Raw genomic sequence first — 16,510 nt, forward strand, 5'->3', positions numbered from 1 at the left:
TAAAAAATCAACTGTAAATTTTTGCAAATAAAAGCAATAAATTGCCATGTTAATAATGAAATATAATTTCAATGTGAATTATTTTATATAAAATCAAATAACTATAAAAATCTTCTCAAAATAAAATATTTGTAACTAAATTTAATAAAACATCCTTTTAATTTTATAAAAAGATATTTTTATTATTAAGGGTTTTTCTTCTTTTTATTTATTCAATATAAAACAGATAGATAACCCGCTATTATTAGTTATCTCAACAACTCCATTAACCATATAATTTAAGTGGGTATTTGTTGCACCCTTCGTCATCTTCCGTGTTTATTAACTACGTCATTTGACGTAATTGAATGGCTAATATTGCGCATATCCTTAAGAGGGCTGTCTCACTACGATGGATAAAGCTGTGATCCATCTCGTCAGACAAGGAAATCGTAGAAATGAAGATGAAGTTAACCACACTAGGTGTGGCACTGGCGCTAACCGCCGGCTCCATTACCTTCAATGCCCAAGCGGCCGACAACACGATTAAGGTCGGTATTTTGCACTCACTCTCAGGTACGATGGCAATCAGTGAAAGCACACTGAAAGACACTGTGCTGATGATGATTAAAAAACAAAACGCGAAAGGCGGTTTGTTAGGCAAAAAATTAGTACCAGTTGTTGTCGATCCAGCCTCCGACTGGCCAATGTTTGCTGAAAAAGCACGTCAATTAATCACCAAAGATCATGTATCTGTTATTTTTGGCTGCTGGACATCTGTCTCACGTAAATCAGTTCTGCCCGTTGTTGAAGAACTTAACAGCCTGCTCTTTTATCCAGTCCAATTCGAAGGTGAAGAATCCTCTAAAAACATCTTCTACACTGGCGCAGCTCCAAACACTCAGGCCATTCCTGCCGTTGATTACTTGATGAAAGAAGTCGGTGTTAAACGCTGGGTTTTAGAAGGAACCGATTACGTTTATCCACGGACAACCAACAAGATTTTGGAAACATATCTGAAAGCTAAAGGGGTTAAATCATCAGATATTATGATTAACTACACCCCATTTGGTTATTCCGATTGGCAGTCAATCATCTCCAAAATTAAACAGTTTGGTAGCCAAGGCAAAAAAACTGCTGTTATCTCAACCATCAACGGGGATGCCAACGTTCCATTTTATAAAGAGCTGGCGAACCAAGGCATTACTGCTGAAAAAATTCCAGTGGTTGCCTTCTCAGTGGGCGAACAAGAACTTTCTGGGATTGATACCAAACCATTGGTCGGTCATTTAGCCGCTTGGAACTATTTCCAGAGTATTGATACACCTGAAAACGACGCGTTTATCAAAGATTGGCATAAATTTACCGGTAAACCTAAAGCGGTTACCAATGACCCAATGGAAGCAACTTACATCGGCTTCAAAATGTGGACTCAGGCTGTTAAGAAAGCAGGAACCACTAAAACAGATGCTGTAGAAAAAGCCATGATTGGCCAGAAAGTGAAAAACTTAACTGGCAGTGTCGATGTAATGAACAAAAACCACTACTTAAGCAAACCCGTTTATATTGGCGAAATTCAAAGCAATGGCCAGATTGATCCGGTTTGGGGAACTGATGGCGTCATCCCAGGTGATGCATGGTCAAATTACCTACCTGCGGACAAAAACATCATTGCTGATTGGACTTCTCCTATCAACTGCGGTCACTACAACACAAAAACTAAAGTGTGCAGCGGCCAGTAATCATAATGCGATAGGCCGGGAAACCGGCCTTTTATCGATATCGATTAGATTTGCTGCAAAGGAATTTTCATGAGCACTAATGCCACCCGCCCAACGTTATACTGGCTATGGATGTGGGTTATTCTGCTGATTGCCCTACCCGCCAGTGCAACAACCAGTCAACCCGATAAGGCCCAACTTGAGTCACTAACCCATATCGGTTTTCATTTTAAAAAAGCCATCCCTATTTTAACGAGCTTAGAAGATCAAAATGGCGATTTGATGCTGCCGATGTTTCAGGCGATGTTAAATGGCAAACTCTATTACAATAAAGCGGATCGCGCCTTACTCATTGCCACCAAAAAAGAGGGAAAACAGGTTTATTTAAACCCATTTAATCAGCAGCAGGTTGGCGATTCCAATTCAATTCAGGCCCATAAAATTGGGATTAATAATGCATTACGCGCTCATCTTGGCAACGCCATTGCCCGCTTAGAACTCGATAGTAAAGACCCCAAACAAAGAAGCGCCGCCGCACAGGAACTATTTGGCGATACCAGTGCACTCACGATTAAACGAATAGAACAGGTTCTACCCAATATTTCCAAAGGCGATACTCGCCATAAACTCTCGTTAACACTGCACATGGCACAACTAAAAAATGCCAAAGACAGCGATGCTAAAATCAAAGCCCTTAAAGCAATTGGAACACCACTAGAGCCTCAAGTTCGTAACCTATTGCGCCAAAGCGTTGAGCAATCACAAGATGCGAAAGTCAAAGCGATGGCTCAAAAAGCGCTGGATAAAATTGCCTCACAAACCAGCTTTTACCACTGGCTAGATAAAGTATTCTTTGGCTTAAGTTTAGGCTCGGTACTGCTACTGGCAGCTATTGGCTTGGCAATTACCTTTGGCGTGATGGGTGTCATTAACATGGCGCATGGCGAAATGATGATGCTCGGCGCTTATACCACCTATGTTATCCAACAGGTCTGGCCAAATGAAATTAATCAATCGTTGTGGCTGGCATTGCCGTGTGCATTTATTGTCTCAGGCGGAGTTGGCATTCTCATCGAACGCTTTGTCATTCGCTACCTGCGAGGCCGACCACTAGAAACCTTACTGGCAACATTTGGGATTAGTTTGCTCTTGCAGCAGCTCGTTCGCACCGTATTTAGCCCGCTGAACCGCGAAGTTGCCTCACCCGATTGGATGAGCGGTTCTTTAGCCATTAATCCGGTTTTTTCACTGACTTATAACCGTTTATATATTCTGATCTTCGCACTAATTGTCTTTGCAGCTCTAATGTTATTACTGAAAAAGACCTCGCTAGGATTACATGTTCGAGCCGTTTCACAAAACCGCCAGATGGCGCGAGCTCTGGGCATTCGCTCAGACCGTGTTGATGCTCTGACCTTTGGCTTAGGTTCAGGGATTGCTGGCATTGCTGGCGTGGCATTAAGTCAGCTTACCAACGTCGGTCCAAACCTTGGCCAGTCTTATATCATCGACTCATTTATGGTGGTGGTATTTGGCGGCGTTGGCAATTTATTTGGCACTGTCGTCGCAGCCTTTATTTTGGGCTTAGTGAACAAGTTCTTAGAACCTGTTGCTGGCGCTGTATTGGCCAAAATTGTGATTTTAGTTTTCATTATTCTGTTTATTCAGAAACGACCTAAAGGACTCTTTCCGCAAAAAGGGAGAGCTGCAGACTAATGGTTAAATCAAGCTCAAATCGTGCATTGCACTACTTTATCATTGTCCTGCTGGCCGCATCGGTGATTACGGCGCTAAGCCATCTGCTGTTACCTGCCGGATCACCGTTTGCCGCGAGCACTTACACCATCACATTATTAGGCAAATATCTATGCTATGCACTGTTGGCATTAGCGGTTGATATTATTTGGGGTTACTGCGGCATTTTAAGTCTTGGCCATGGCGCGTTCTTTGCCCTTGGCGGTTATGGCATGGGCATGTACTTAATGCGCCAAATTGGTGACCGCGGTGCTTACGGTAACGCACAACTACCAGATTTTATGGTATTTCTAAACTGGCACCACCTGCCATGGTACTGGACAGGCTCAGAACATTTTTGGGTGATGATTTTAATCGTCTTATTGGTGCCAGGTATTTTGGCATTCGTATTTGCCAGCCTTGCATTTCGCTCTCGCGTCACTGGCGTTTATCTGTCAATCATGACTCAAGCGCTCACCTACGCGTTGATGCTGGCGTTCTTTCGTAACGAAATGGGCTTTGGCGGCAACAATGGGATGACCGATTTTAAAGGTATTCTAGGCTTTGACCTACATGCCGATAGCACGCGAGTCTGCCTTTTCTTAATCACCGCCATTGTATTAGCTGCCGCTCTTTGGGTCAGTTACAAACTGATGCAATCACGCTTTGGCAAAATTATTATCGCCATTCGTGATGGTGAATCTCGCGCCCGCTTCTTAGGGTATCGAACTGAACATTTTAAAGTGGCATTGTTTGTCTTTTCATCACTGCTTGCAGCGATTGCTGGGGCTCTTTATGTACCGCAAGTTGGCATTATTAACCCTAGTGAGTTTTCACCGATTAACTCCATTGAGATGGTTATTTGGGTGGCCGTCGGTGGTCGCGGAAGCTTGTTTGGTGCCATCATCGGAGCAATCTTAGTGAACTATGCAAAAACAAACCTCACCGCGATTTTGCCGGATGCTTGGTTGTTCATCTTGGGCGGATTATTCGTACTGGTCACTATCTTCTTACCCAAAGGATTAATGGGGCTCTGGCATGCTCGTCGTCGTAAATCAGCAATGCAGGTGCAAGCATAATGAAATCTATTAGTTGGCCCCATTTCCACGGGGATAAAAATCCAGTTCGCAACGTTGATGTCTCGCATCAAGTGTTGCTCTATGTTGAAGATTTAACGGTGAGCTTCGATGGTTTTAAGGCGTTAAATCATCTCAATCTCTATATTAATGATGGTGAACTACGCTGCCTTATCGGTGCTAACGGTGCCGGTAAAACAACATTGATGGATGTGATTACTGGTAAAACTCGCTGCGATCAAGGGCAGGTATTCTTCGGCCAGAATCACAACTTATTGCGTTATCAAGAAGCAGAAATTGCCGCATTGGGAATTGGCCGAAAATTTCAAAAGCCAACCGTTTTTGAAGCGCACGATGTGCAAACCAACCTAGAGTTGGCCATTGGTCAACAAAAAGGGATCTGGCGCAGCCTACGCTACAAAATTTCAGCAGAGCAGCGCCAATGGCTTGATTATGTCTTAGAAACCATTGGCCTTAGCGAGCATCGAACCAAACAAGCAGGTTCTCTCTCCCACGGACAAAAACAATGGTTGGAAATCGGCATGCTACTGGCATCTCAGCCACGGTTAATGCTAGTGGATGAACCCGTTGCGGGGATGACACCGCAAGAAACAGAGCGCACCGCAGAGCTACTTACTAATTTGGCTGGTGAGCGCACGGTTGTGGTTGTTGAACACGATATGGAATTTGTCCGCAGTATCGCCCGAACAGTCACTGTGTTGCATCAAGGTAGCGTATTAGCAGAAGGCACCATGGAACAAATTCAGAATGACCCGAAAGTCATCGAAGTTTATTTAGGAGAGCAGGCATGATCGAGATTAAAAATCTTAATCAGCGCTATGGCGGCACACAAATCTTGTGGGACTTAAACCTGTCGATTCCTAAAGGTGAATGTACCTGTATTATGGGCCGCAACGGCGTGGGTAAAACCACTCTGCTCAAATGCCTAATGGGTCTACTCCCTATCAGCTCTGGCACCATCGAGCTCAATGGCCAACCCATCGAGCGCCAGAGCGCAGAGCAGCGAGCACGCCTAAAAGTTGGTTATGTACCACAAGGGCGCGATATTTTCCCGCTCTTAAGCGTTGAAGAAAATCTTAAAGTCTCACTGGCAGCGGCTGGCAAGCGCACGATTCCCGAGCGCGTTTATGAGCTGTTTCCGGTTTTAAAAGAGATGCATGCGCGCCGCGGAGGGGATCTCTCTGGTGGTCAACAACAGCAATTAGCGATTGGCCGAGCGTTAGTGCTCTCGCCTACCGTATTAATTTTGGATGAACCCAATGAAGGGATCCAACCAAACATTGTGAATCAGATTGGTGAAGTTATCACCCACCTCAACCAGCAAGATGGTTTAACCGTGGTACTGGTTGAACAAAAGTTGGGATTTGCTCGAAAAGTGGGACATCAGTTCCGGCTGATGGAAAAGGGCCACATCGTTGCGTCTGATAAAATGGAAAATCTCTCAGATGAGCTAATTAAACAGCATCTAGCCGTGTAACAGACCAAGCGTTAGGGTGAAAAACTCTAACGCTTGCAATCATGCGGCATGGTGAACTTTTAGCAGTTCTAAGAAGGTGTGCGCCGCTGGTGAGAGGTTACGTTTTTGATGAGTAATCGCATACAACTTCATCTGATAGATAGGTAATTCCTGACAATGGGTAAACGGGATCATCCGTTGCATCTGGTGCATGTATGCCAAAGGCAAAATCCCAATATAAAGCCCTGTTGAAAGCAGTGTTGCAACCGATTCTAACCCGACCGCTTCAGGACCGCGTTTAAAACCGTAATCACGCATGGCTCTCGCGACGAGGCGCTGATTACGCCGGTAAATTAGCGGCCGAGTGGACCAGTGCGGCATTCCTGGAAAATCGCAGTAGCAAAACGCATGCTCTTCTTGAAAGAGCGGTAAATAATTAAGCGATGAGGAGTAATCGTCATTTAAGGTGCCTTTAATCACAATATCTAACTGATGAGAATACAAACTCTGCATCAGCTCATTCGAGCTCATCGTTTTAAGATTCAAATCAGCTTCTGGAGCAATTCGCAGCAGTCCCGATAAAGCTTTAGATATCTGCGAGTGAGGATCGCCTAAAATATTATCGATCATGCCAACTTCAACTTTCCCTGAAATCACCCCGCTCAGTGCTGCCACTTCTGAGTCGATTCGCTCAAGAGCTTGCAAAGCGGGCCGAGTATACTCAATGGCTTTTTCACCAGCAGCGGTTAAGGAAAACCCTTGTGGACCCCGAAAACATAATCGTGTTCCCAAATTTTCTTCAATCTCTTTGATATGACGGCTAATGGTTGCCTTGGTCATATTGAGCTGCGACTCAGCAGCAGAAATACCTTCTGCTTGAGCCACTTCCATTAAAATTCGTAGACTACGTAAGTCTTTTTCACTAAGCTGTCGTCGCGCCATGGTTGCGTTTTCTGTAACCTTTGTTGCAAATAATATCTATTGTTTAAAACTTTTGGAGTAAATACAATCCAAATTCCTCGAAAAGCCAATGATTGAGAGATATATGACCAGCAAAACGCCATTAACTGTAGCGCCAAAAACAAACCACAAATCAATGCTCTTTTCTGAACTTGAGCTGGATTTAGATAACCTTAAAGCGGATATCGCAGTTTTAGGTATCCCATTTGGCGCACCTTATTCACCGAAAGATTTCAACAACGATCAGACCAACGCGCCAACGGCAATTCGCCAAGCATCTGATCGCGTTATTCGTAGCCCTGAACGTTATGACTACGACATCGACGGACCACTGTTACAACATCGGGATGATATTCGTTTTGTTGACTGTGGCGATGTTCCAGCCGATCTATATGATCCGCAAATTCATTACAAACGTAGCGTAGCTGCTGTAAAAAAAATCCTTAAAGCAGGCGCATTACCTATTATTTTAGGTGGCGACCATGGGATTACCAACCCGGTCATTGAAGCCTATGAAGATGAAGAACCATTTTATTTGGTCCATGTAGACGCACACTTAGACTGGCGTGATGAAGTAAATGGCGTGAAAAACGGCTTATCTAGCCCAATTCGCCGCGCATCAGAAAAACCATACGTCAAAGGAATCTATCAGGTTGGCATGCGCTCATCAGGCAGTGCGCGCCAAGAAGAAGTCGATGATGCTAAAGCATATGGCTCAAACGTAATGACAGCCTATGAACTGCACGCTAAAGGGATGCAAAGCTTTTTAGACCAGATCCCAGATGGTGCTCGTTATTACCTAACCATTGATGCTGATGGCCTCGACCCAACCATTATGCCTGCAGTATTAGGTCCAGCTCCTGGTGGTGTGGACTATATTCAGATCCGAGAGCTCATCCACGGATTAATTAACAAAGGTCGTTTGATTGGAATGGATATCGTTGAGATTACGCCATCAAAAGACATTAACCAGATGTCATGCTTAGTTGCTGGCCGTTTAGCTTTAAATGTTATCGGTGCCACAATTCGAGCTGGCTATTACGACGCTAAGTAATTTTACTTACTCACACTATAAATGAGGGAACACTATGAGTTTTTATCGTAATCTTGCGCTGTCTGTTGGCGCCCTTTTAGCCTTTAACGCATTCGCACAGTCACCTGTACGCGTTGCTATCGACCCAACTTATCCGCCAATGGAATTCATGCAAGATGGTCATCGCGTTGGTTTTGATATTGATTTAGCCAAAGCTCTTGAAGCAAAAATGCAGCGTAAATTTGAATACACTGACATGGACTTCAAAGCATTGGTTCCATCTATCCTAGCTAACCGTCAGGATATCGTTCTCTCTGCGATTTACATCACTCCAGCTCGTAAAAAAGTAGTCGATTTCACGACTCCTTATTTCTCAGCAGGTCTAGTTGCACTGGTTAATAACGACGGCAATGTTCACTCATTAAGTGATTTAGATGGCAAAACTGTTGCCGTTCAGGTAGGAACTAAATCAGTTGTTTATATGAAAACTCACTTTCCAAAAGTGAAACTGATGGAAGTTGAAACCAACGAAAGCATGTTTAACGCACTGCAGAGCAAGCGTGCTCAAGCGGTTGTTACAGGCCGTCCAGCAGCGCTAACTTATGCTCGTAAAACTGGCAAAAGCCATGTTTTAAACGAAATGATTACTCATGAAAACTACGGTATTGCAGTGAGTAAAAACAAACCTGAGCTTAAAGCTGCTTTAGATAAAGCAATCAAAGAAGTTAAAGCTGATGGTACATATAACAAACTGATGAAGAAATGGTTTGCTTCTAAGTAATAGGTCTTTTTATGCCGGAATTTGATTTTTCACCCGTCTTTGCCGGTTGGGAAGATCTACTCCATGGCACAGGCGTTACCATTGAGGTAACGCTCTGCTCTTTAGTCCTCAGCTGTGTGCTGGGGATTATCTTGGGGTTAGCTCGCACCAATCCAGAAAAACGGATTCGTTACACCATCGCCAATACCTATGTGGTCTTTGTCCGTGGTACACCGCTACTAGTGCAACTGTTCATTCTATTTTTCGGTTTGCCCTATTTTAACATTACACTGCCTGCGTTCTTCTGTGGGGTCATTGGGATGGGCTGTTACTCAGCATCCTACGTTTCAGAGATTGTTCGTGGTGCCATTTTGTCAGTCGATAAAGGCCAGATGGAAGCGGCTCGCTCCATGGGGATGCCAGCATCGCAAGCAATGCGAGTGGTTGTTTTACCACAAGCACTGGTACGCATGGTGCCACCACTGGCAAACGAATTTATCGCATTAACGAAAAACTCGGCGCTGGTCTCTTTGGTCACCATTCACGATGTGATGCATGAAGGGCAGAAAATTATCAGTGTCTCTTATCGTTCGCTTGAAGTGTATGTGGCAATTGCCTTTATCTACCTCATCTTAACGACAAGTATCATGTTTGCACTGCGCAAGCTGGAAAACAAACTTAGAGCTGGAGGCATGGTTCAATGAGTGCACCTTTAATTTCCATCAGTGATCTGCATAAATCCTATGGCGATATCAACGTGCTCAAAGGCATTGACCTTGATATTGCTCGCGGTGAAGTTGTGGTCATCATTGGCCCAAGTGGTTCAGGTAAAAGTACCTTTTTACGCTGCTGTAATGGCCTAGAAAAAGCCCAACAGGGCAATATTCGCATCTGTGGTCAATGGCTGTTAAAAGATGGGACAGAGCTTGCCGACTCATCCTTAAACGAGCTGCGTCGTCAGGTTGGCATGGTATTTCAGTCGTTTAACCTGTTCCCACATATGTCGATTTTAGGCAATGTGGCGGTTGGCCCTCGTAAAATTTTGAATGCGCCAAAAGATGAATCAGAGAAACAAGCTGTTGAACTACTTGAAAAAGTAGGTCTATCGGAAAAAGCTGATGTCTATCCGGCTAGTCTTTCTGGCGGGCAAAAACAGCGCGTAGCCATTGCCCGAGCATTATCAATGCAGCCAGAAGTGATGCTGTTTGATGAACCCACTTCGGCTCTCGACCCTGAGCTTGTTGGCGAAGTATTGCAAGTGATGAAAACGCTCGCCAAAGAAGGGATGACCATGATGGTGGTCACTCATGAAATGTCATTTGCCAGAGATGTTGCTGACACCTTGGTGGTCATGGAAGATGGCAAAATCGTTGAAGCAGGCCCAGCCCAAACTATCTTCTCTAATCCGCAACATTCTCGGACCAAAGTACTGTTACAAAATCTCTAATTGCAAGGTAAGCTGAAATGGCAAACATGATAGGTAATGGACGTATCAATCGTGCGTTTAGTGGGATACCAACTTTTTTACGAGCCAATTATGCCGAAGACTTACAAGCGCTTCAGGCCAAAATGGCAGTGTTTGGTGTTCCTTTTGATGAAGGAGCGCCATATTTACCCGGCATGCGCTTTGCACCGCGTAGTATTCGCGAACATTCAATGCGCTTTAGCCCGAGCGGCTTTTACGATATCGACCGCGGCCAACATTATTTAGCCACTGAGATTCTAGATGGCTCCATCGTCGATGTTGGCGATGTGGATATTGCTCCAACCAATATCGAACGGACACTGGATAATATCACCGGCCTTGTTCGTACCTTGCGCTCGCAAAACCTGATTACAGTAGGTATCGGTGGCGATCACTCAGTGAGCTATCCAATCATTCGTGGTTTTGACGAGCCGATTCATGTCATTCAGTTTGACGCTCACCTTGATTTTGCCCCGGTTACCGAGCAAATCCAATACAGTAACGGCCAGCCATTTCGCCATGTTTCGACTTTAGAGCATGTAAAAAGTATCACGCAGGTTGGTATTCGTAGCCTTCGCGTTCGCCCAAGCGAAGTCGCTGATACATCGGCCAATGGCAATCATGTTTATAGCATGAAAGCTTTTCGAAAAAGCTCTCTGGAGCAAGTATTTGCTCACTTACCCAAAGGTGAAAAATGCTATATCAGTATCGATATTGATGCTTTCGATATGTCACTCACACCGGGATGTGTCTCAGCTGAGCCCGAAGGGTTTTTCTATCAAGAACTGATGGATGCATTAATTGCACTGAACGAAAAAATGACGATTGTCGGTTTCGATTTAGTCGAAGTTTGCCCATCATTGGATGTTGGAACAGGTGTCACTTCTTATTTGGCAGCACATACCATGGTTGAATTGATGGGCCATATTTTTGCCAAACAAAACAATGACTAAATAAGTCATAGAACCCCTAGTTTTTAAATAGCTTGATTTAACATCAAATGCAGATAGAAGTTAATTTTTTTGTTAAATTAGGCTAATCTGGCATTCACTAGCCATGCATTTGGAACCAATGCTTAACAGCGGACTCGTTGAGCACTATTTACAAATTTATCACAATTGTGCAAATGCATCGGCTGATATCACTGCAAGTGTAACCGACTCAAACTTAATCTTATGGAGGAACATAGTGACTGAGATGGTACCCATTTTTTTTCATCAACCATCCGCGTTTTGTTGCTCTGAATCTAAGCGCTTCTTGCTAATATCAGGCTTATTCGTATGACCTCTTCTGCTCTTGCATCCCCAACTTTAAATTGGCCTGCCAGCCTTGAATTAAAACTTGCACTTACGCAGCGAGGAAATCGGCTCATCCATAATCGCCATCAAGGGCCTCTCTACGTACAAAAGCCGTTTTATCCTGAAGGACCTGATTGCGCTCATTTGTATCTGTTACATCCGCCTGGCGGAATTGTCTCAGGTGATGAACTCAATATTGATATTGCCCAGCAATCATCAGGACATGCACTTGTCACAACGCCTGGAGCGGCTCGCGTTTACAAAGGCCGAGCCGACCAAAGTACCCAAGCACAACACGTTAATCTGCACCTTGAGCCAAATGCGAGCATCGAATGGCTGCCGATGGAAACGCTTATCTATCCCGGTTCCAATAGCTCGCTCAGCCAATCGGTATATTTAAGCGAAAATAGTCAGTATTTAGGGTGGGAAATTGCCTGTTTGGGGCTTGTGGATTGTCAGCAGCCATTTACCAAAGGTCATTATTGTCAGGCACTTAAAATTTATCGCAACAATCGCCTTAAACTCCATGACCGACTGGTTGTTGCAGGCTCTGATGAACCACAAAGCCTAATGCACAGCCCGCTTGCGTTAAATGGCTATCCGATTCATGGTTTGCTCGTCGCCACTGCCGATAATTTCACGACTAACGAGCTTAAAGTGCTGCGAGAAATTAGCGAACCGTTTGAACAAAGCGCTGAGAATCAAGTTGGGATCACGCAAATTAACGATATTTTAATCGTTCGATTTTTAGGCCAGCATAGTGAAACATGCCGGCAATTATTTACTCAGATCTGGCAGCATCTGCGACCATTGATGATTAACAAAGTTGCATGTGCACCGCGCATCTGGCGCACCTAAATTCACAAGGAGACAACTGTGGAACTGTTGCCCAAAGAGAAAGACAAACTACTCATATTTACAGCGGCCCTATTAGCGGAGCGCCGCCTCAATCGTGGCCTGAAACTAAACTATCCGGAAGCTGTCGCTTATATCACTATGGCAATTGCTGAAGGTGCCCGTGATGGCAAAAGCGTTGCCGAATTAATGAGTTATGGCAAAACGGTTTTGCGCATTGATCAAGTGATGGATGGCGTTGCTGACATGGTCGAGGAAGTCCAAGTTGAAGCAACTTTCCCAGACGGTACCAAGCTTGTGACCGTTCATCATCCTATCTGCTAAGGAGCTTGACGATGATACCAGGAGAATTACAACTCAAATCAGATCCCATCGAAATTAATGCAGGCCGCGAAACGCTGACGCTAAGCGTCACCAACACTGGCGATCGCCCCGTCCAAATTGGCTCGCATTATCACTTTTTTGAGGTCAATCCAGCGTTAGATTTTGAGCGTGAGAAAGCAAGCGGTTTTCATCTTAATATTGCCGCAGGTACAGCGGTGCGCTTTGAACCAGGTCAACGCCGAGAAATTGAATTAGTTCGCTACGCCGGTAAACAAGAGATTTACGGTTTTCGTGGCGAAGTTATGGGGCCTTTAGAGGAGCCAAAACAATGAGTCAGATGGACAGAGAAACTTATAGCCAAATGTTTGGCCCAACTACCGGCGACCGTGTTCGTCTGGCCAACACTGAGCTATGGATTGAAGTCGAAAAAGACTTCACCCACTATGGTGATGAAGTAAAATTTGGTGGCGGCAAAGTTATTCGTGATGGCATGGGACAAAGCCAATGCGACTCAACGGTTGCAATGGATACAGTCATAACCAATGCTCTGATTTTAGATCATTGGGGGATTGTTAAAGCCGACATTGGCTTAAAAGAAGGCAAAATTGCGGCCATTGGTAAAGCGGGCAACCCTGATACCCAGAGCGATGTAGATATCATCATTGGCCCAGGAACCGAAATTATCGCCGGTGAAGGCCATATTGTCACAGCAGGTGGTATTGACTCACATATTCACTTTATCTGCCCACAGCAAGTTGAAGAAGCGTTAATGTCTGGCGTGACCACCATGATTGGTGGCGGAACGGGGCCTGCCACCGGAACCAATGCCACGACCTGCACACCGGGTCCTTGGCACATGGGCAAAATGCTGCAAGCCTGCGATGCGATGCCGATGAATTTTGGCTTTTTAGGAAAAGGCAACGCCAGCCAACCCCAAGCATTGGTTGAGCAAATTAAAGCCGGGGCTTGCGGTTTAAAACTGCACGAAGATTGGGGAACAACACCGGCCAGCATTGATGCTTGTTTAACCGTTGCTGACCAATACGATGTGCAGGTTGCCATTCATACCGACACGCTTAACGAATCAGGCTTTGTTGATTCAACTCTTGGCGCATTTAAAGATAGAGTCATCCACACCTATCATACTGAAGGCGCTGGCGGTGGGCATGCACCAGATATTATTAAAGCTTGTAGCTTAGCCAATGTATTGCCCTCTTCAACAAACCCAACGCGTCCCTACACCATCAATACCATTGATGAACATCTGGATATGCTGATGGTTTGCCACCATCTAGATAGCAATATTCCAGAAGATGTGGCATTTGCTGATTCACGAATTCGCCGAGAAACCATCGCAGCTGAAGATATTTTGCATGATCGCGGTGCATTCTCGATGATAGCTTCAGACTCACAGGCAATGGGCCGCGTGGGTGAAGTCATTACCCGCACTTGGCAAACTGCGCATAAAATGAAAGTGCAGCGCGGCCTGTTAGATGAAGATAAAACCATCGGTTGTGATAACTTTCGCGCCAAACGATATATCGCTAAATATACTATTAACCCAGCAATTACCCATGGCATCAGCGACTATGTTGGTTCACTAGAAGTTGGCAAACTTGCCGATATCGTGCTGTGGAAACCTGCCTTTTTCGGGATTAAACCGGCGATGATCATCAAAGGTGGCATGATTGCAGCAGCGCCAATGGGCGACCCAAATGCTTCAATTCCAACCCCGCAACCGGTGCATTATCGCCCAATGTTTGGCAGCTTTGGCATTGCCGCAGCTAAAACCAGCTATAACTTTGTCAGCCAGGCAGCACTTGATAACCACATTAGCGAAACTCTTGGTCTGCAACGCCCATTAAAAGCCTGCCACAACACGCGCAACCTATCAAAAGCGGACATGATTCATAATAGCTGGTTGCCAGATATCAGTGTGGATCCACAAACCTATGAAGTTCGAGCCAACGGTGAGCTCCTGTATTGTGAGCCTGCCACTGAATTACCGCTGACGCAGCTGTATTGTTTGTTTTAAAAGGAAAAAATATGTTAGAAATTCAAACGCGTTGCCATGCTGACGATACTGCTGAGGTCTATACCGAGGTGGCTTTGGATGCTGAGCAACGTGATAAAGGCCGGCAAAAGCTAGTCGCGGCGAATGGCGAAGAGTTGCGTCTGTTTTTAGAGCGCGGTAAAGCGCTACAAATCGGTGAATTACTTAAAGCAGACGATGGCAAGCTGGTGCGAGTCATTGGTGCCGATGAAGCAGTTTGTGAAGCATCCTGTGACGATTGGCAGCAGTTTGCTAAGGCTTGCTACCACTTAGGCAACCGCCACGTTCGCATGCAGATTGGGGCAAAGTGGTTACGTATAAAACCAGACCACGTGCTAGAAGAGCTCATTGAGCTGCTCGGACTTAAACTTCGCCATTTAAAGTGCATTTTCGAACCAGAATCAGGAGCGTACAGCAGCCATGGACACCACCATCACTGATCTGGCGCTATTGCGATTAATGCATTTAAGCAGTGCCGCCTTACCGATTGGCGGCTACTCATTCTCTCAGGGATTGGAATTTAGCATCGATAACGGCACGCTAAAAACCCCTGAGCAGATTGCTCATTGGTTAAGCGAGCAGCTCCAGCAGTCACTTGTGTATGTCGATTTGCCGCTCTTAAAGCGAGTCTATCATGCGCTCTTAACTGACGATTTAACCAAAGCGCGAGACTACAATGACTGGTTACTGGCCTGTCGAGAAAGCTTTGAGCTGCATCAGGCCGATACTGCGATGGGGGCAGCTCTAGCGAAGCTACTACCCAACTTTGGCATTAATGTGCCAGATTTTGCGAACGACCAACTCAGTTATGTCAGTCTCTATGCATTAGCGGCCGTAAACTGGCATATCCCCTATCAACAAACCGCTTGCGGTTTTTTATCGGCATGGCTGGAAAACCAAGTTGCAGCAGCGACTAAATTGGTCCCGCTTGGACAAACTCAAGCACAAAAACTCATCCACCAGCTGCAACCTGCCCTGATAACCGCCATTAGCCAAGCTGATGCGTTAGATGAAGATCAAATCGGCATGGGGCTGCCCATGTTTGGCATCTTAAGCGCGCATCATGAAACCCAATATTCACGACTATTTCGCTCATAAAGCGATTAAGGAATTGCGATGACTAAACAAACTTTACGCGTCGGTGTCGGTGGCCCTGTGGGCTCTGGCAAAACCGCATTATTGCGCTCATTATGCACAGCGCTGCGCGATTATTATCAAATAGCCGTGGTCACTAACGACATTTACACTCAAGAAGACGCCGAGTTTTTAACTCGCCATCAGGCTCTTGAAGCCGAGCGAATTATCGGCGTTGAAACAGGCGGCTGCCCTCACACGGCTATCCGTGAAGATGCATCGATGAACCTTGCCGCAATTGACACACTGCAAAAACGGCTCGGCTCTTTGGATATCATTTTCGTTGAAAGTGGTGGCGATAACTTAAGCGCGACCTTTAGCCCAGAGCTGTCGGATTTAACGCTCTATGTGATTGACGTATCTGCTGGCGATAAAATCCCACGTAAAGGTGGCCCTGGGATCACTAAGTCAGATCTGTTGATCATCAATAAAACTGACTTAGCACCAATCGTTGGCGCATCACTAGATGTGATGGATAGAGATGCTAAAAAAATGCGTGGCTCTCGCCCGTTTGTTTTTTCTAATCTGAAAAAAGCTGAAGGATTAGACGAAATCATTCACTTCATTATTGACCAGGGCATGCTTGAAACAAAAGAGATCCCCTCTGCCAAAGCGGTTGTTTAAGCATACTCCAAACAGAA

At 45.2% G+C, this 16,510-nt stretch carries 18 protein-coding genes; 17 read left to right on the top strand and 1 reads right to left on the bottom strand.

The features are described from left to right. The first annotated feature begins 443 nt into the window (after positions 1-443). From urtA to urtE, 5 genes are all read left to right on the top strand, one after another. Complete coding sequence (gene urtA / locus ABTQ23_RS02560; RefSeq protein WP_408614493.1) at positions 444-1,721, top strand: urea ABC transporter substrate-binding protein; 1,278 nt, start codon at positions 444-446, stop codon at positions 1,719-1,721. Positions 1,722-1,790: 69 nt separating this feature from the next. Further along, complete coding sequence (gene urtB, locus ABTQ23_RS02565; RefSeq protein WP_408614073.1) at positions 1,791-3,416, top strand: urea ABC transporter permease subunit UrtB; 1,626 nt, start codon at positions 1,791-1,793, stop codon at positions 3,414-3,416. Further along, positions 3,416-4,513: an urea ABC transporter permease subunit UrtC gene (gene urtC, locus ABTQ23_RS02570; protein ID WP_408614074.1), complete on the top strand. Its 1,098-nt coding sequence runs from the start codon at positions 3,416-3,418 to the stop codon at positions 4,511-4,513. The genes urtB and urtC overlap by 1 nt, the downstream gene beginning before the upstream one ends. Further along, positions 4,513-5,322: an urea ABC transporter ATP-binding protein UrtD gene (gene urtD, locus ABTQ23_RS02575; RefSeq protein ID WP_408614075.1), complete on the top strand. Its 810-nt coding sequence runs from the start codon at positions 4,513-4,515 to the stop codon at positions 5,320-5,322. Before urtC ends, urtD begins: the two co-directional genes overlap by 1 nt. Then, positions 5,319-6,008 (top strand): urea ABC transporter ATP-binding subunit UrtE, encoded by a 690-nt coding sequence (urtE, locus tag ABTQ23_RS02580; RefSeq protein ID WP_408614076.1) that lies wholly within the window; start codon positions 5,319-5,321, stop codon positions 6,006-6,008. Before urtD ends, urtE begins: the two co-directional genes overlap by 4 nt. Positions 6,009-6,047: 39 nt before the next feature. Here urtE and ABTQ23_RS02585 read toward each other — a convergent pair whose 3' ends face one another. Continuing rightward, entirely contained in the window at positions 6,048-6,929 is an 882-nt protein-coding gene (locus tag ABTQ23_RS02585; RefSeq protein ID WP_408614077.1) for a LysR family transcriptional regulator, read from the bottom strand. A 103-nt stretch (positions 6,930-7,032) separates the two neighbouring features. Between ABTQ23_RS02585 and ABTQ23_RS02590 the strand changes: the two genes are divergently transcribed. From ABTQ23_RS02590 to ureG, 12 genes are all read left to right on the top strand, one after another. Beyond that, on the top strand, positions 7,033-8,001 hold the full coding sequence (locus ABTQ23_RS02590) for an agmatinase (RefSeq protein WP_408614078.1): 969 nt from the start codon (positions 7,033-7,035) through the stop codon (positions 7,999-8,001). A gap of 34 nt (positions 8,002-8,035) precedes the next feature. Further along, a complete protein-coding gene (locus tag ABTQ23_RS02595) occupies positions 8,036-8,761 on the top strand; it encodes a transporter substrate-binding domain-containing protein (protein WP_408614079.1) in 726 nt (241 codons plus the stop codon). Between the two features lie 11 nt (positions 8,762-8,772). Beyond that, entirely contained in the window at positions 8,773-9,444 is a 672-nt protein-coding gene (locus ABTQ23_RS02600; RefSeq protein WP_408614080.1) for an amino acid ABC transporter permease, read from the top strand. Then, entirely contained in the window at positions 9,441-10,187 is a 747-nt protein-coding gene (locus ABTQ23_RS02605; RefSeq protein WP_408614081.1) for an amino acid ABC transporter ATP-binding protein, read from the top strand. Before ABTQ23_RS02600 ends, ABTQ23_RS02605 begins: the two co-directional genes overlap by 4 nt. A gap of 17 nt (positions 10,188-10,204) precedes the next feature. Further along, on the top strand, positions 10,205-11,158 hold the full coding sequence (locus ABTQ23_RS02610; RefSeq protein WP_408614082.1) for an arginase family protein: 954 nt from the start codon (positions 10,205-10,207) through the stop codon (positions 11,156-11,158). Between the two features lie 327 nt (positions 11,159-11,485). Beyond that, the gene (locus ABTQ23_RS02615; protein WP_408614083.1) at positions 11,486-12,361 is read left to right on the top strand and encodes an urease accessory protein UreD; all 876 of its coding nucleotides are present in this window, start codon (positions 11,486-11,488) and stop codon (positions 12,359-12,361) included. An 18-nt stretch (positions 12,362-12,379) separates the two neighbouring features. Next, positions 12,380-12,682, top strand: a complete 303-nt coding sequence (locus tag ABTQ23_RS02620) for an urease subunit gamma (RefSeq protein WP_408614084.1) — start codon at positions 12,380-12,382, stop codon at positions 12,680-12,682. 11 nt (positions 12,683-12,693) lie between these two features. Next, the gene (locus tag ABTQ23_RS02625; RefSeq protein WP_408614085.1) at positions 12,694-13,014 is read left to right on the top strand and encodes an urease subunit beta; all 321 of its coding nucleotides are present in this window, start codon (positions 12,694-12,696) and stop codon (positions 13,012-13,014) included. After that, a complete protein-coding gene (ureC, locus tag ABTQ23_RS02630; protein ID WP_408614086.1) occupies positions 13,011-14,717 on the top strand; it encodes an urease subunit alpha in 1,707 nt (568 codons plus the stop codon). Before ABTQ23_RS02625 ends, ureC begins: the two co-directional genes overlap by 4 nt. Positions 14,718-14,728: 11 nt before the next feature. Then, positions 14,729-15,175: an urease accessory protein UreE gene (ureE, locus tag ABTQ23_RS02635; RefSeq protein ID WP_408614087.1), complete on the top strand. Its 447-nt coding sequence runs from the start codon at positions 14,729-14,731 to the stop codon at positions 15,173-15,175. After that, positions 15,156-15,833, top strand: a complete 678-nt coding sequence (locus tag ABTQ23_RS02640) for an urease accessory protein UreF (protein WP_408614088.1) — start codon at positions 15,156-15,158, stop codon at positions 15,831-15,833. The genes ureE and ABTQ23_RS02640 overlap by 20 nt, the downstream gene beginning before the upstream one ends. 18 nt (positions 15,834-15,851) lie before the next feature. Beyond that, complete coding sequence (gene ureG / locus ABTQ23_RS02645; RefSeq protein WP_408614089.1) at positions 15,852-16,493, top strand: urease accessory protein UreG; 642 nt, start codon at positions 15,852-15,854, stop codon at positions 16,491-16,493. The last annotated feature ends 17 nt before the right edge of the window (positions 16,494-16,510 follow it).

Source organism: Celerinatantimonas sediminis (assembly GCF_046054195.1).
Taxonomy (GTDB): Bacteria; Pseudomonadota; Gammaproteobacteria; order Enterobacterales; family Celerinatantimonadaceae; genus Celerinatantimonas.

Coding starts and splice junctions, on each gene's coding strand:
- urtA (WP_408614493.1), top strand. CDS start 444: ATGAAGTTAACCACACTAGGTGTGGCACTGGCGCTAACCGCCGGCTCC.
- urtB (WP_408614073.1), top strand. CDS start 1,791: ATGAGCACTAATGCCACCCGCCCAACGTTATACTGGCTATGGATGTGG.
- urtC (WP_408614074.1), top strand. CDS start 3,416: ATGGTTAAATCAAGCTCAAATCGTGCATTGCACTACTTTATCATTGTC.
- urtD (WP_408614075.1), top strand. CDS start 4,513: ATGAAATCTATTAGTTGGCCCCATTTCCACGGGGATAAAAATCCAGTT.
- urtE (WP_408614076.1), top strand. CDS start 5,319: ATGATCGAGATTAAAAATCTTAATCAGCGCTATGGCGGCACACAAATC.
- ABTQ23_RS02585 (WP_408614077.1), bottom strand. CDS start 6,929: ATGGCGCGACGACAGCTTAGTGAAAAAGACTTACGTAGTCTACGAATT.
- ABTQ23_RS02590 (WP_408614078.1), top strand. CDS start 7,033: ATGACCAGCAAAACGCCATTAACTGTAGCGCCAAAAACAAACCACAAA.
- ABTQ23_RS02595 (WP_408614079.1), top strand. CDS start 8,036: ATGAGTTTTTATCGTAATCTTGCGCTGTCTGTTGGCGCCCTTTTAGCC.
- ABTQ23_RS02600 (WP_408614080.1), top strand. CDS start 8,773: ATGCCGGAATTTGATTTTTCACCCGTCTTTGCCGGTTGGGAAGATCTA.
- ABTQ23_RS02605 (WP_408614081.1), top strand. CDS start 9,441: ATGAGTGCACCTTTAATTTCCATCAGTGATCTGCATAAATCCTATGGC.
- ABTQ23_RS02610 (WP_408614082.1), top strand. CDS start 10,205: ATGGCAAACATGATAGGTAATGGACGTATCAATCGTGCGTTTAGTGGG.
- ABTQ23_RS02615 (WP_408614083.1), top strand. CDS start 11,486: ATGACCTCTTCTGCTCTTGCATCCCCAACTTTAAATTGGCCTGCCAGC.
- ABTQ23_RS02625 (WP_408614085.1), top strand. CDS start 12,694: ATGATACCAGGAGAATTACAACTCAAATCAGATCCCATCGAAATTAAT.
- ureC (WP_408614086.1), top strand. CDS start 13,011: ATGAGTCAGATGGACAGAGAAACTTATAGCCAAATGTTTGGCCCAACT.
- ureE (WP_408614087.1), top strand. CDS start 14,729: ATGTTAGAAATTCAAACGCGTTGCCATGCTGACGATACTGCTGAGGTC.
- ABTQ23_RS02640 (WP_408614088.1), top strand. CDS start 15,156: ATGGACACCACCATCACTGATCTGGCGCTATTGCGATTAATGCATTTA.
- ureG (WP_408614089.1), top strand. CDS start 15,852: ATGACTAAACAAACTTTACGCGTCGGTGTCGGTGGCCCTGTGGGCTCT.